Consider the following 14,392-nt stretch of genomic DNA (forward strand, 5'->3'; position numbering starts at 1 on the left):
TTTTGAACTGTGACGTGTATGTGAAGCTTTAGATTTACGTTGTCATATTAAAAATGACCACACTATACCTTGTTGCGGGATGAGCTTTAGCCTTGCATTTTATCACTGTATTTAAATGTGAAAATTGGTGTTCAAGTAAATTTCTGTAGCGGAAACAGGGATGAAAAATCGAATGTCGGACAACCGCCTTTGGCTACGGGTCGCGAGACGGAGGACATCATGGACACGGACATTGAAAAGTCCCATGGCTGCTTGCGTTTAGTCTTGATCGACGATCTTCCGCTCAGACGTGCAAGCATTAAGAGCCTTCTGGATGATTGGGCTCGGGAAGATCATCTTCGCCTCGAGGCGATAGAGCCGGAGAGCATCGGAGATAAGCTGACGGACACGGACGTGCAGCTCATTGTGTTCAATATCGGCGGGGCCTCGATGGGTACGCCGGAAATGCGGGAGCGGGTGGACACGGCGCGGCACTTTTTGCCGAGTGTCCCCCTGGTCATCATCTCGGACAGCGACGATGTCGGCGAGGTGATCGAGGTTCTGAAGGCCGGCGCCAGCGGCTTCATCTGCGCGCAGATCTCCCCATCCGTAGTGTTCCAGGCGCTTCGCTTCATCATGGGGGGCGGGGTCTATTTTCCGGCGAATGCACTTCTGCAGGCCAAGGACATGGCGCGGGGCGAGGATTGGCGAAAGTCGCGCGCCGCCAAGGACAGTGGTTATTGCGCGAGCCTGACAGTCCGGCAGAATTCGGTGCTGCGGCTGCTGCAGAAGGGGTACTCCAACAAGCACATCGCCCGGGAGCTCTCCATGTGCGAGTCCACGGTGAAGGTCCATGTGCGCCAGATCATGCGGAAGCTCGGGGCCTCAAATCGCACGCAGGCGGCTCTTTGCGGTATCGAGCATGGCGAGCCGACCGAAACCACGCGCCGTTCCCCCTCCAGTGTGGTGGCGGAGCCGGGCGCCTCAACGCTCGGGCTTTGATCTCCGGCTTCGGCCCTTCAAAAGGTGGGTAGGTATTTTCATGCCTGCCTAATGCTTCCGCATTTCCGCACCTTTCCACCCATACGAGCCTGTTCTTTCGCTTATATGATTAGTAAAGCGATGCTCAATTCCTGACACTGTACATATAATCGTTATGGCCCTCATTCGTCAGGTCAAATTGTTATTGTTTCTCGTTGGCATATATTACAACTAACTCTCCTTCCGGTACGGAATGCAGATGTGATCTTGCGATGTTCAGGAGAGAATCCGCATCGCAAGACACAATCCATCGGAGCGGTGAGGATCTGATACGCTCAGGTGTTGCCTTGTCTGAACCGAATGCCGAGGAGCTATCTTCAGTGCTTTTGGTCGATGCCCTTTGCTTAAGACGCGCAGGCATCACGAGGCTTCTTCGTGGTTGGGCAGAGATGCATAGCGTCGCCCTGCACCAATGCAATCCCGATGAGCTGGACCATGATGATGCGCAGGCGCGCAGATACGCCTTATGTGTCCTCGGCCTGGGCAGCCTGTCGGTCACCGATCGAAAGTCTTCCGATTGGATCGCCCGGCTGACGGGGCGCTTTCCCGATACGCCTCTGGTGATCGTGTCGGACCGCACGGAGCCCGAGGAGGCGGTCGGCGCGCTGAGGCTCGGGGCGCAGGGCTTCGTGCCGACAACCACCGCGCCTCAGGTCGCCATGAATGCGTTGTCCTTCATCATGGGCGGCGGCACATTCTTTCCGCCTGGCGCCCTCATCACCAGCACGCTGAAACCGAGCGGAAGAGGCCGGCCCTCCGGCAAGCGTCGCCCCAATGCCAAGGGAGACGGCGACAACCGCAGCGATCTGCGCGCCCCCTTCTTCCACAGCCTGCGCCGGATGTGGGAACCGGGAAGGGACCTGGAGCGTAACGCCCACGCCATCATCGGGTTGGATGTGTGGAGGGCCAGGCGGTCCTTCGAGGATTGGGATCAGGTCGATGGCGCAAAGCCGCTCAAGGCGCCGCGCGGCACGGCCCGGCGCAAGGCGACCATCCTGATGTTCCGGCCGAGCAACTGGCGCACGCGCGGCTGAACGCCGGTACTCGCCCTCCATTTATATCGGATAGCCCGATTCAACCCTCATCGGCCGGCAAGGGGTGTTCCTGCACGGTGTATCCAAGCCGAGGCCGCCTCGTTTGCGCCGCTTACGGTATGCATCCGCATCCGCGCATCAAAGCCCACGGATCGATACGGGCCGAACGCGCCGCGAACGGGCCTCGGCGGCCCTTCGGGGGGACGCCTTCGGCCAGTCCAGAGGGCGCGCGCAAAATACCTCCCGGCCGCAAGGCAGACGCAAGGTTGGATACATAACGCTAGACATCTCTAATTAAGCGGGGGGATATCATGCGCCTTTCTATCAAGACAACATTGATCTCACTCATAAGTTTGATCGTGCTCATGCTTGCCGGCGTGTGCATCGCCTCCCTCACGTCCGTCGTCGGCCGCTACCGCGACGCGCAGGCGGCGGCCAGCTATGTGGCCATCGACCGCGACCTGTTCGATGCGCTCGTCACCTATCGCCTGGAACGGTCCGACGGCGCCTCCGTATTGGCGACGGCACCGGACAAGGCGCAAGCTCTGGTCGCCAGCCTGGCGGCGCGGCGAGCCAAGGTCGATCAGGCCATCAAGGAAGCCACCGAAGGCATGGCGGAAGCCGACGCCCCCGTGATGAAGGAGCTGGCCGCGCGTGTCCGCAGCACCTACCAGGCGATCAAGAGCCTGCGGGCGGAAACCGATGCCGCCGTACAGCTGCCGATGGCCAGCCGCGACCCCGCCTTCCCGCCGCGGGCCATGGTCGATGGCGGCAAGGTCCTGGCGAGCATCGACGAGATCTCCCAGGACGTGGACAGGCAGATCCGCCTGCTCGATCCGACGCTTCTGCGCTTCATCGCGGTTCGCTCCATGGCCGCTGCGACCCGCAATGCCACGGGCAATTCCGCGGTCATGATGAGCGGCGTCCTGCGACAGGCCCGCCCCTTCACGGCGGAGGAGAAAATCACGCTCCTGACCGAGGACGCCAAGGGGGCGTTCGCGTGGAATGCGGTGCGCGAAGCCGTTGCGCCGACAGACATGCCCGCGGACCTGAAGGCCGCGTTTGCCAAGGGGCAGGACAGCTATTTCGGCGGGCCGTTCAAGACCATGCGCGACAGCGTCGTGGCCGCGCTCTCCTCCGGCGCCACGCCCACCGTCTCCGCTGAAGACTGGCGCGCCAAGGTCATTCCCGCGCTCGACACCGTCGGCGATGTGGCTTTCTCAGCCATGGACGCGTTGGCGATCACGGCGGCAGAAGCCGCCACCACGGCGCGCAACGGGGTGGTGTTCTATAGCGTCCTGCTGGGGATCGCGATCGTCGTCGCCATCATCAGCCTTAGCGTGGTGGTGCGTCGGGTCACGAACCCGATCTCCCGCCTGACCGGTGCCATGGAAGGTCTTGCCGGCGGCGATCTTTCGGTCGAGGTGCCAGGTGCGAGCCGCACAGACGAGATCGGCTCCATGGCCAAGGCTGTGCTGGTGTTCAAAGAGGAGATGTCGCGCAACGCCGAGCTGGAACATGCGGCCACCGAAGCCCGCCTGAAGGCGGACGAAGAGCGCAAGCGCTCCATCCGGGAACTCGCCGACAATTTCGAGCGCGAGGTGGGCGGGATCATTGGAAGCGTCTCCACGTCTTCCGAAGAGCTCCACAAGACGGCGAGCCGCATGGCCGCCGCCGCCGAGCGGACTTCGTCCCAGTCCACCGCCGTGGCCTCGGCGGCAAATGAAGCCTCCACCAATGTGGTGATGGTCGCCTCCTCGGCGGAGGAACTGGGGTCCTCCGTGGACGAAATCGCCCGCCAGGTGGAGCGGTCGGCCCAGATGTCCGCTGATGCCGTCACCGAAGCCACCAAGACCGGCGAGGTCATCCGCGAGCTTTCGGTCGCCGCGGCCCGCATCGGCGATTTCGTCGGCCTCATCTCCAACATCGCGTCCCAGACCAACCTCCTGGCGCTCAATGCCACCATCGAGGCGGCTCGCGCAGGTGATTCCGGCAAGGGGTTTGCGGTGGTCGCTTCCGAAGTGAAGGAACTGGCCACCCAGACCGCGAAGGCGACCGAGGAGATCGAGGCCCAGATCTCCTCGATCCAGTCCACCACCGAGCATGCGGTGCGGGTGATCGAAGGGGTGAGCACGCTCATCCGCAAGATGAGCGATGTGGCCACCGGCATCTCCGCCGCCGTGGAGGAGCAGGGCATCGCCACCCGCGAAATCGTGCGCAATGTGGACCATGCGGCCCAGGGCACCAATTCGGTGACCGGGAACATCAGCGATGTCGCGCGAACCGCCGACGAGACCGGCGATGCCGCCGGCCTCGTGCTCGTCGCCTCCAGCGCCCTCACGGAGCAGGCCCGGCGCCTCAACGACCAGATGCTGCGCTTCCTCGGCACCGTCCGGGCGGCCTGAGACTGCCCCGAAAGACGGCAGGGGTGCTGGCACCCCTGCCGTCCTCGTCCCCGTGGCCGCCCCTTACGGGCATGCCTGCTTGATACGCCTGTAAACGGCTCGGCCGCGCCCACAGCCACTCTCAGAGCCTGGGACCGGACGTCTATCCGGGCGGCTCGGCGATTGGCAGCGGAGCCGATGATGATGCGGAAATTTCCTGCGGCCGATGGTGGCGTTCCTCCAGCAGCGCATGCCGCCGCTCAAGGGCGGTGAGGAAGCTGTCGAACCGCGCGTCCATGTCGAGGAATTCGCGCCGCATCTCCCGGATCAGCCGGTTCCGCTCGCTGAGAAAGATCATCAGCACCATGAGGGCCGTGACGCCGGCAAAGCCGACGGCGCGCCACCGCCCCTCGGCGTCCAGCACCTGGAGGCCCAGCAGGACGGCGCCCAGAAGCAGAGCCGCCGCACCCAGCGTGGCCTGCCTCATGAGGGCTGCGACAATGGCCAAAAGGATGAGGCAGAGCACGATGGCCAATGTCGTCAAGGCTTCGGGCGAAGTGGCCGCGAGAAGCTGTTTGAACGATAAGCTCCCGCTGAGAAGCTGGTTCAGGATCTCGCCCATGGGCGTCACCGCATGCTGCCTTCGGATAGGAAGGCAAAGATAAATGTAAACAAATCTCCGTGCGAGATGCCAAAGGTTCGAGTCAAATCAATAAGGAGGTAGTAATTACCAATTTAGCGGCTGGCCAGAAGGTGTAGGCGAAGCGGGCGCTTTGGCGCCGCGCTTCTCTCGCGCGTGGCGGGCGTGGCCGCCATTTGTCGGCCCGGGCTTACGCGGTGACGAGGTTGATGGGCGCGCCGGCCGCGAAGGCCTCGATCTGGTCGATGGCCGTGGAATAGAGGGCTTCATAGGTCGCCCGCTCCACATAGCCGAGGTGTGGGGTGCAGACCACATTGCTCATGCTGAGAAGCGGATGGTCCCCGCCGAGGACCGGCTCGGCCTCATAGACATCGATGCCCGCCCGGCCCGGCCGGCCCTGGCGCAGGGCGGCCACCAGCGCGCCATCTTCAATGATCGGAGCCCGGCTGGTATTGATGAGGATGGCGTCCGGCTTCATCAAGGCGAGGTCCGACGCCGTGACGATGCCCCGCGTCTCCGTGTTGAGCGGGAGATGGAGCGATACGACATCGCTCAAGGAGAAGAAGGCCTCGCGGCTGTGGGCCGCGTCGAAGCCCGCCTCCTTCGCCCGGCTGAGCGAGCCCGCGCGGCCCCAGCACACCACCTTCATGCCGAACGCCTTGCCAACATTCGCCATGATGCTGCCAATGCGCCCGAAGGCGTAGATGCCCAGGGTCTTGCCCGAAAGGCCGGTGCCCAGCGTGGTCTGCCACCGCCCGGCTTTGAGGGCCGCCACCTCGGCCGGGATGTGGCGGGCCACCGACAGGATCAACCCCCAGGCCAGCTCCGCCGTAGCGGTGGGGCCGCCGCCCCCGCCGGAAGAGACGGCGATGCCCACCTCCGTGCATGCGGCGACATCGATATGGCCCGTGCTGCGGCCGGTCTGGCTGATGAGCTTGAGATCGGGCAGAGCCTCTAGCACGCGGCGTGGCATGGCGGTGCGCTGCTGCAGCAGGATCACGGCCTCAAAACCCTTGAGCATCTTCACCAGGGCCGCCTCGCTGGTCGCGGGCGCCTGGAAGACCGTCACGTCCTGCCCCTTCAGCCGTGCCGCGCAGTCGAGGGTGCGGAAAGCGTCCTGATAGTCGTCGATCACCGCGATGCGCATGTTTCGGTCCTGTGGGTTCGGGCGACGCCTTTATGGCGTGCGAAGTTTCTCGTAGCGCTTGATCACGCGCTCCCGCTTCAGGCGGGACAATCTCTGGATCCAGAAGATGCCGTCGAGCTGGTCGATCTCGTGCTGGTGGCACACCGCGAGCAGGCCGTCCGCCTCCTCCGTCTGCGCCGTGCCGTCGAGATCCTGATACGCCACCCGGACACGCGCAGGGCGCTCGATCTCCTCGGTCACGCCGGGCATGGAGACGCTGCCTTCGGTGTGCCGCATGGTCTCTTCGGAGGCCCAGACGATCTTCGGGTTGGCGTAGAGGCGCACGTCCCCCGGCGAAAGCTCCAGCACCACCAGCCGTGCGGGAACGCCCATATGGGGTGCGGTCATGCCGATGCCGGGCGCGGCGCGCATGGTCTCCAGCAGGTCCGCTGCCAGATCGCGCAGCGCCCGGTCGAAGGCAAGCACCGGCTCAGCAGGCCTGCGCAAGGCGGGATCGGGGAATTTGAGGATCGGTCGGATCGTCACGCACGGGTCTCTGGCGGCGGCTGCGGCAGTGATGCCGATGCGGGCGCGATCCTGTCAACAGAGACCGTGGGTGAAACGCCGCGGACGTGAGCCCGCGGCGCAGAACGCGGGAAGAAGATCAGCGGCCGCCGAGGGCCGCCTTCAGATAGCTGAGGTCCACATAGCGGTCCGGGTCGGTGAGCTTCACCTGGCCGGGGCCGTATTCGGAGCGAAGCCGTAGCACCGTCTCAAGGCCCTCGCGGCTGATGCGCAGGTCGCGATAGATGCCCTCCTTCGGGTCCAGCAGGCGATCATAGGCCTTCTCGGCCTGGGGCCGCTCCATGCCCTTCATGCGCGCCACCAGCATTCCGGCTGCTTCGTCCTTATGGGCGGGATCGGCGAGCCAGGTCACAGAGGCGTGGAAGCCCCTGATAAAGGCCTCCATCTCGGTCTTCATCTTGGCGGCGGTGTCGCGGCGGGCGGCACCGACAATGCCCTGATAGGCGCCGAGCACGTCGGCGCCGCGGGCGAGGCGGTTGAAGCCCTTGCCCTCGGCCACGAGGTCGAGCGGCGTGTTGAGCAGGGTGCCCGCCTGCTCCTGCTTCAAAAGCGCTTCCAGCCGCTGGGCGCCGCCGCCCACCTTCACATAGGTTACATCATTGGGGCCGATGCCCTCCTTGGCGAGCACGGCGCGCAGCACGAATGCGAAACCGGTGGTCATGGCGTCCACCGAGAGGGTCTTGCCCTTCAGCTCGGCGAAGGTCTTGATCTCCGGCACGGACATGACGCTGAGCATGCCGTTGTCGACGCCGAACAGGGCGACGAAGTCCGCCTTGCTGGGCAGGTCCGCTTCGCCCTGGCCCTCGTCATAGGCGACGATATTGTCCACCGAGGTGAGCGCCATGTCGTAGCGCCCGCCGTGCAGGTTCTTCGCCATCTCCACCGAATTGGGGGTGATCTCGAGCGTGGGGGCGATGCCCTCCTTGGCGAAGAAGCCCTTCTCCTGTCCCACCCAGAAGGGCAGGTTGGAGGCGCCGGCGAAGGCCACTACCTTGAAAGGCGTGGCCGGCTGCTGCGCCAGGGCCGTGCCGCCCATAGCGAGGAGCCCTGCGCCTAAAGCCAGATACCCGATCATGTCGCGCCTGCTGATCATGTGGTCCTCCCGTAGCGGGCGCGGGTCGGCGGGGTGCCGCCCACGCCTCTTTAAAATCTCGTTCCGCTCAGCCCGGCGGGTTTGCCGCGCGGGCGTAGAGATCCCTGGCGCGGGCCTGGAGCTCGGAGACGGCGCGGGCTGGGTCGCGGCCCACCAATTGCCCCTGGCGCTTCACCACCTCGCCCTCCACCAGCACCGTGTCCACATCCGCCGCGCTCGCCTGGAACACCAACGTGCCGATGGGATCATTGAGGGGAGCGGTGGCGAGGCGGTCGCCGCGCACGATGATGAGGTCGGCCTTCTTGCCCTGCGTGAGCGAGCCCACCTCCTTCTCGATGCCGAGGAGCCGCGCCCCGTCTATGGTCGCGGCCTCCAGCGCCTGCTGCGCCGTGAGGGTGACCTTGGCGAGGGGCTTGCCGTCGCGCGCGGCGGCGAGATTGTCGGCGAGGCGCTGGGCGCTCACCATGGTGCGCATCTGGCTGAACATGTCGCCGCCGACGCCCGTCACCACATCCACCCCGAGGCCGGGCCTGCCGCCGGCGCCGCGCGCGCGGCCGGTGGCGGGCTGGCCGTGGCCCATCATCATCTCCACCTCGGGCGTGACGGCGATGGAGCCGCCGCTCGTGGCGACGATGCCGTATTCGTCGGGATCGAGATCGTTGGCGTGGACGAGGATGGTGGTGGGATCGATCAGCCCCTTGGCAGCGAGGTCCGCGACGCCGCGGCGGCGGCGGGCGGAATAGAGCATCACCCCCACATGGAACTGGTTGAGGAGGCCGAGGGCACGCACGAAGCGGAAATCGTCCTCGCTCTCCTCTGGGGTGGAGGTGTCCGGTCCCCGGGTCGCCACCGCGAGGCGCACGCGGGCATCGTCGGATGAGAGCGGGCCCTTGCGCAGGCGCTCGATATCCGCGCGGATGGCGGTGCCGCCCTGGGCGGCGCCCGTGAGGCCGTAGCCGAAGAAGGAGCGGATGCCCGAGCGCTGGTGCGCGTCGATGATGGCGTCCGCATGCGCGGGCGTCAGCGCCTCGCGGCTCCAGTCGAAGAGGGCGGTGGTGCCGCCGGAGAGCTGCTCCAGCGCGCCGGCATAGTCGCTGGCGGCAAGGTCCTCGGGGCGGATGTGGCGGGTGTAGCGGGCGACGATGGTCTTGAAATATTCGTCCAGCGTGGCGTCGCCCGCGAGCCCGCGCAGGATGGCCTGGGCGAGGTGGATGTGGCTGTTGATGAAGCCCGGCGAGACGATGCAGCCGGCCGCTTCGATCACCTCCGCATCGGGCGCCTCGATCCTGGCGGCGACATCCGCGATCCGGCCGTCGCGCACCAGCACGTCACCGGTCTTCAGGACACCCAGCGCCGGGTCCATGGTGACGAGGCTGGCGCCGCGGATCAGCAGCGGCCGGCCCTTCTGCTGTGCCGGCGCGGGTGCCTGGGTCTGGGCGATGGCGCCGGAGGCCAGCAGCGTCAGGCCCGCCCCTGCAAGCACGCTGCGGCGGTCGATGTCGAGCGTCATCCTCTCCTCCATCTTGTTATTGGCGCGGCCGGTCAGCCGCGCTGCATGCCCCAGCGACGCACGGTGCGCGCCTCGATGGCGCGGAAGATCACGCCTTCCACGAACAGGCCCACCGCCATCACGGTGAGCAGGCCGGCGAACACGTTGGCGGTGTCGAGGGTGTTGCGGTTCTCGAAGATGTACCAGCCAAGCCCGCCCTGGCCGGAGGAGACACCGAACACCAGCTCCGCCGCGATCAGGGTGCGCCACGCAAACGCCCAGCCGATCTTCAGGCCCGCCAGGATGGCCGGGAAGGCCGCGGGGATCAGGATCTTGCGCACGAAGCGGAAGCCGCCGAGCCCGAAGGTGCGCCCCGCCATGCGCAGCGTCTCGGAGACCGAGAGGAAGCCCGTGTGCATGTTGAGCGCCACCGCCCACAGCACCGAATGGATGATGACGAACACCAGCGAGGGCCGCCCGAGGCCGAACCACAGAAGCGCCAGCGGCAGCAGCGCGATGGCGGGCAGGGGATTGAACATGGCCGTGAGGGTGGAGAGCAGGTCCGTGCCCAGCCGCGTGGTCACCGCAAGGCTGGTGAAGACGGCGGCGAGCACGAGGCCGATGGCATAGCCGATAAGCAGCGTCTGGAGCGTCACCCACAGGCGCGTTGGGATGATGCCCGAGGCGATGCCGCTCCACAGCGCCTCGACGGTGGCCGAGAAGGTGGGAAAGGAGAGGGGGTTGTTCAGCCAGCGGGCATAGAGCTCCCAGATGACGGCGAGCGCCACCAGGATCAGCCCGCGCCGCACCGCGCCGTTATTGGCAAGCCGTTCGAGGGCGGAGAGCGGCTTCGCCACGTCCCCGAGGCCCACGGGCGCGGTGACCGTGTATTCGCCCTCCGCGCGGATGGGCGGGGTGAGCTTCACGGTCAGCTTGGTGATGGTGGCGTCGATCATCTCAAGCTCTCCCTCAATGGCCCACGGACTTGTCTTCGAACAGCATCCGGGAGATGCGGCGGGTGAGCATCTGGAATTCAGGCCCGTCCTGGTGCGTGACGTCGAGATGGTGGCAGTTCAGCTCCGCCCGCACCTGCCCGGGATGAGGCGAGAGCACCACCACGCGCGAGCCGATCAGCACCGCCTCCTCGATGGAATGGGTGACGAAGATCAAGGTGAAGCGGATATCGTCCCAGAGCTGGAGCAGCTCTTCCTGCATCTTGCGGCGGGTGAGGGCATCGAGCGCGGCATAGGGCTCGTCCATCAGCAGCACGTCGGGGCGCATGGCCATGGCGCGGGCGATGGCGACGCGCTGCTTCATGCCGCCGGAGAGCATGTGGGGATAGACGTCGGCGAACCTCGTGAGGTTCACCTTGTCGATGGCCTCCATCGCCCGCTGGTTGGCCTCATTCCGCGCCACGCCGTTCTCCAGCATGGGGAAGGCCACATTGTCCTTCACGCTCTTCCAGGGCAGGAGCTGGTCGAACTCCTGGAACACCATCATGCGGTCCGGCCCCGGCCCGGTGACCGGCTTGCCTTTCAAATGGATCGCGCCTTCCACCGGCTTCAGGAAGCCGGCGATGGCTTTCAGCAAGGTGGACTTGCCGCAGCCGGACGGGCCGAGCAGCACCAGCCGGTCGCCCAGATGGATATCGAAGCCCACCCGATAGGTGGCGGTCACCAGATGGTCCGGCGTCTTGTACTGCAGCGTCACACCATCGACGGTGAGCACCGGCGCGGAGGCCGCGTCGGTGCTTGCGGGAAAAGGCGCCTCGCGTTGGGCCATGGCCATATCGTCCTCCTGTGCGCGGGGCGCGCGGGGGTCAGTTGCTGGCGGTCTGCTGGATCGGCTCCAGGAACACGTCCTTGAAGCTCGCCGGCACGGTCTTCAGCACGCCGATGCGGCTCATGAAGTCGGCGGTGGCTTTGACGCCATAGACCGCGACGCCGAAATCATCCGGCATGGCCTTCAGCATGGCTTCCACCTTGTTCACGTCGAGCACCTTGTTGGGCTCGATCTTCAGGTAGATCTCGGCCGCCTTGCGGGGATTGGCGCGGATGAAGTCGGCAGCTTCCTTCAGCGCCGCCACCATCACGGCCGGCATCTTCGGGTTGGCGTCGATGTAGCGCTTGGTGGCGCCCAGCACGAGGAAGGAGGAGCGCCCGCCGAAGGCCGCCTCAGAGGTGATGACGGTGTGCGCCTTGCCGCTGTCGAGGGCGATCTGGGTGAAGGGCGGGGTGGAGAAATAGGCCTTGACCTCGGTGGAGCCGGAGAGGATGGCATTGATGGATTCAGGGTGGGGCAGCGCCACCACCTGCGGCTTCAGCTTGTCCTGCTGGCCGGGGCCGAACACCTTCTCCGAGATCATCTGCAGCGCATACATCTGCGGCGAGACCAGCGCCGGCATGGAGATCTTGTCGGTGGGGGCGAAGTCGGCCAGCGTCTTCACTTCGGGCTTATTGGTGACCAGCACCAGCGGGGTCGAATTCACGCCGGCAATGCCGAAGATCTGCTGGGGCGTGTTCTTCGCCTTGTCCCAGGCAATCAGCATGGCGGCGACGCCGTAGACGCCCATGTCCACCGAGCCGGAGAGGATCGCATCCTGCATGGCCGAGGAGCCGGAGAAGCGCTGATAGGTGGCGGTGACATCGAGGCCCGCGGCCTTGGCCTGCTTCTCCACCAGCTTCTGGTCGTCGGCGACGAACATGGGCAGGAAGCCGATGCCGAAGCCGATGCCGATCTTCACCGGCGTCGGCGTCTGGGCGAGCGCGGGGCTCGCAATGGCAAGGACGAGCGCGGCAGGAATGGCCCGCTTAAAGAGTTTGAACATTGGCGTTTCTCCCGAAAGGTTCTGGTGTCACTTCGTCTTCGTCGAACGTTCGTGACGCGGCTCCTGAAGGCCGCGCTATTCCGCAGGTCTCAGGATGACGCGGTCGCGGGCCGAGCCCATGACCGCCACATAGGCCTCCTTCGCCGCCTCCAGCGGGAACACCGCATGGGGGGCGATGGGGAAGGGGCGCAGGTGCCCGCCGGCAAAGCCGGGCACCAGATCGCGCAGCACGGTGCCGGCGGCGATGGAGGACATGGCCAAAGTGTCCACGCCCACATAGGTGTGCCGGCCGCGATAGAACTCGAAGATGTTGAACTCGACCACCTTCTCGATGGCGGCGATGAGGATCTGCCGCCCGGCCAAGGCGAGCGACTTGTGGGCCTGCTGGAAGTAGGGATCGCCCACCGTGTTGAACACGATGTCCGCGCCATGGCCGTCCGTGAGGCGGCGCACTTCGGGGGCGACGTCCACGGCTCCCGCATTCACCACTTCCACCGGGCCGGAGGCATAGCCCGCATAGGGCTCGTCTTTCCGCACCACGCCGATGACCCGGGCGCCCATCCAGGTGGCGATCTGCGCCGCCGCCTGGCCCACCTTGCCGTTGAGGCCCATGATCAGCACCACGTCACCCGCCTTCGGCAGGCCGGCGCGGCGGAAGCCCTCGATGGCGGTCATGAAGGGCACGCCGATGCCGGCGGCCTCCTGCATGGAGATATTGGCGGGCTTCTCCACCAGCGCTGCCGCCTCCACCACGAGGTGCGTGGCGTGGGTGCCGTCGCGGCGGATGCCGAGGTCGCCGGAGGAGCCGAACACCTCGCGCCCCACCCATTCGGCCGGCCCCTCGATGACGATGCCGGCATAGTCCCGGCCCGGCGTGCGGGGGAACACCGCATAGGGCATCATGCCGATAGCGGCCTTCACGTCCGACGGGTTCACCGCCGCCGCCTTCACTTCGACAAGCACCTCGTCCGCCGCGCCCCGCGCCAGGGTCTGGCGCTCGATGGTGGGTGCGATGGATTGCGGGTCTGTCGCCTTGGCGGTGAGGCGCAGGCAACGGGCCGTCACGCTCGCAAGGGTCTCGGGGGCGGCTGAGAGCGCTGCCATCACTGTGGTTCCTCTACGCGTCACTTGATGGGCGGCATGGGGAGCTTGGCGACGCCCGGCTCCATCACGAAAGTGTAGTCGAGCGTGTACCAGGGCGCGGTCACATCAGGCGCCGGCGGCGCGCCCTCATCGTGGCGCTGATAATCGCCCACGAGGTGCTGCGTGACGCCGAACACCACGTCGCTGTCCAGCCGCTCGTCATTGTCCACGAACACCTGGGTGATGAGGGTCTTGAACCCCTCCTTGAAGCACAGGAAGTGCAGATGCGCGGGCCTGTAGGGATGGCGGCTCTGCGCGCGCAGCACGTCGCCGGCAGGTCCGTCCGTGGGCACGGGATAGCCGGCGGGCTTCACGGAGCGGAAGGAGAAGCGCCCTTCCGCGTCCGTGTGGAACTTGCCGCGCAAGTTCATGTCCGCTTGGTTCTCGTCCTGGTTCTCGTAGAAGCCCACGGGGGAGGCGTGCCACACGTCCACCTCGGCGCCTGAGATGGGCGCTCCGGCGGCGTCCTCAATCTTGCAGTTCACGAACAGCGCGGGCCCCGGGGTGGGCGAGCGCACCAGCGATCCGCCATTCGCCATCTCCGGCGAATGCATGCGCCAGAACGGGCCAAGCAGAGCGGCGGAGGTCTCGGTGGCGCCCGTATTGCCGTTGTTCAGCAGGCAGACGAGGGTGGAGAAGCCGAGGATGTCGGCGAACAGGATGCCCTCGTTGTGGCTGTCGTTCGTCGCCTGGCCGATGCGGTTCAGCATGGAGATGCCGAGGTCGTACTCTTCCTCCGTGAGCTTCACCTCGCGGGCGAAGGCGTGGAGGTGGCGCACCAGGGATTCCATGACCGTGCGCAGGCGCGGCGAGGCCGCGTCCGACATGGCGGCGACCACGATGTCGGTCACCTCTTCCTCGGTTTCGATAATGCTCGATCGCGGCGCGGCGACCGCAGGGCGGCGGGCGGCGTCCATGATAGCGTTCCCCTGAATATGGTTATTACAATCGATTGCAGACAGGCTCTACAATCGATTGCATCTTGTCAATCTCCAAATTGCGGCCCAGGGTTCCCAACGGCTGGCGCGGCCGACGCGCACATGGCGAGGCG

13 protein-coding genes are annotated in these 14,392 nt (G+C 65.9%); 3 read left to right on the top strand and 10 right to left on the bottom strand.

The window, feature by feature from the left end; translation table 11 throughout:
• The first annotated feature begins 219 nt into the window (after positions 1 to 219).
• The 3 genes from ABLE91_RS11030 to ABLE91_RS11040 all read left to right on the top strand — a co-directional run bounded on the left by ABLE91_RS11030 (position 220) and on the right by ABLE91_RS11040 (position 4,459).
• On the top strand, positions 220 to 981 hold the full coding sequence (locus ABLE91_RS11030) for a LuxR C-terminal-related transcriptional regulator (protein ID WP_348930865.1): 762 nt from the start codon (positions 220 to 222) through the stop codon (positions 979 to 981).
• 359 nt (positions 982 to 1,340) lie between these two features.
• The gene (locus tag ABLE91_RS11035; RefSeq protein ID WP_348930866.1) at positions 1,341 to 2,054 is read left to right on the top strand and encodes a response regulator; all 714 of its coding nucleotides are present in this window, start codon (positions 1,341 to 1,343) and stop codon (positions 2,052 to 2,054) included.
• Between the two features lie 365 nt (positions 2,055 to 2,419).
• The gene (locus ABLE91_RS11040; RefSeq protein WP_348931201.1) at positions 2,420 to 4,459 is read left to right on the top strand and encodes a methyl-accepting chemotaxis protein; all 2,040 of its coding nucleotides are present in this window, start codon (positions 2,420 to 2,422) and stop codon (positions 4,457 to 4,459) included.
• Positions 4,460 to 4,601: 142 nt separating this feature from the next.
• Here the strand turns inward: ABLE91_RS11040 and ABLE91_RS11045 are convergent, their stop codons facing one another.
• From ABLE91_RS11045 to ABLE91_RS11090, 10 genes are all read right to left on the bottom strand, one after another.
• A complete protein-coding gene (locus ABLE91_RS11045; RefSeq protein ID WP_348930867.1) occupies positions 4,602 to 5,060 on the bottom strand; it encodes a hypothetical protein in 459 nt (152 codons plus the stop codon).
• A gap of 208 nt (positions 5,061 to 5,268) precedes the next feature.
• The gene (locus ABLE91_RS11050; protein ID WP_348930868.1) at positions 5,269 to 6,225 is read right to left on the bottom strand and encodes a D-2-hydroxyacid dehydrogenase family protein; all 957 of its coding nucleotides are present in this window, start codon (positions 6,223 to 6,225) and stop codon (positions 5,269 to 5,271) included.
• 30 nt (positions 6,226 to 6,255) lie between these two features.
• Positions 6,256 to 6,750 carry a peptide deformylase gene (locus ABLE91_RS11055; protein ID WP_348930869.1) on the bottom strand — a complete coding sequence of 165 codons (495 nt, stop codon included), beginning with the start codon at positions 6,748 to 6,750 and terminating at the stop codon, positions 6,256 to 6,258.
• A 118-nt stretch (positions 6,751 to 6,868) separates the two neighbouring features.
• Positions 6,869 to 7,882, bottom strand: a complete 1,014-nt coding sequence (locus tag ABLE91_RS11060; protein ID WP_348930870.1) for an ABC transporter substrate-binding protein — start codon at positions 7,880 to 7,882, stop codon at positions 6,869 to 6,871.
• A gap of 67 nt (positions 7,883 to 7,949) precedes the next feature.
• A complete protein-coding gene (locus ABLE91_RS11065) occupies positions 7,950 to 9,392 on the bottom strand; it encodes an amidohydrolase family protein (RefSeq protein WP_348930871.1) in 1,443 nt (480 codons plus the stop codon).
• A gap of 32 nt (positions 9,393 to 9,424) precedes the next feature.
• On the bottom strand, positions 9,425 to 10,327 hold the full coding sequence (locus ABLE91_RS11070; protein WP_348930872.1) for an ABC transporter permease: 903 nt from the start codon (positions 10,325 to 10,327) through the stop codon (positions 9,425 to 9,427).
• A gap of 13 nt (positions 10,328 to 10,340) precedes the next feature.
• Positions 10,341 to 11,159: an ABC transporter ATP-binding protein gene (locus tag ABLE91_RS11075; protein ID WP_348930873.1), complete on the bottom strand. Its 819-nt coding sequence runs from the start codon at positions 11,157 to 11,159 to the stop codon at positions 10,341 to 10,343.
• A 31-nt stretch (positions 11,160 to 11,190) separates the two neighbouring features.
• The gene (locus ABLE91_RS11080; RefSeq protein ID WP_348930874.1) at positions 11,191 to 12,198 is read right to left on the bottom strand and encodes an ABC transporter substrate-binding protein; all 1,008 of its coding nucleotides are present in this window, start codon (positions 12,196 to 12,198) and stop codon (positions 11,191 to 11,193) included.
• A 75-nt stretch (positions 12,199 to 12,273) separates the two neighbouring features.
• Positions 12,274 to 13,302 (bottom strand): quinone oxidoreductase family protein, encoded by a 1,029-nt coding sequence (locus ABLE91_RS11085; protein ID WP_348930875.1) that lies wholly within the window; start codon positions 13,300 to 13,302, stop codon positions 12,274 to 12,276.
• Positions 13,303 to 13,322: 20 nt separating this feature from the next.
• A complete protein-coding gene (locus ABLE91_RS11090; RefSeq protein ID WP_348930876.1) occupies positions 13,323 to 14,258 on the bottom strand; it encodes a dioxygenase family protein in 936 nt (311 codons plus the stop codon).
• Between the last annotated feature and the right edge of the window lie 134 nt (positions 14,259 to 14,392).

The organism is Aquabacter albus, assembly GCF_040049275.1.
Lineage (GTDB): Bacteria > Pseudomonadota > Alphaproteobacteria > Rhizobiales > Xanthobacteraceae > Aquabacter.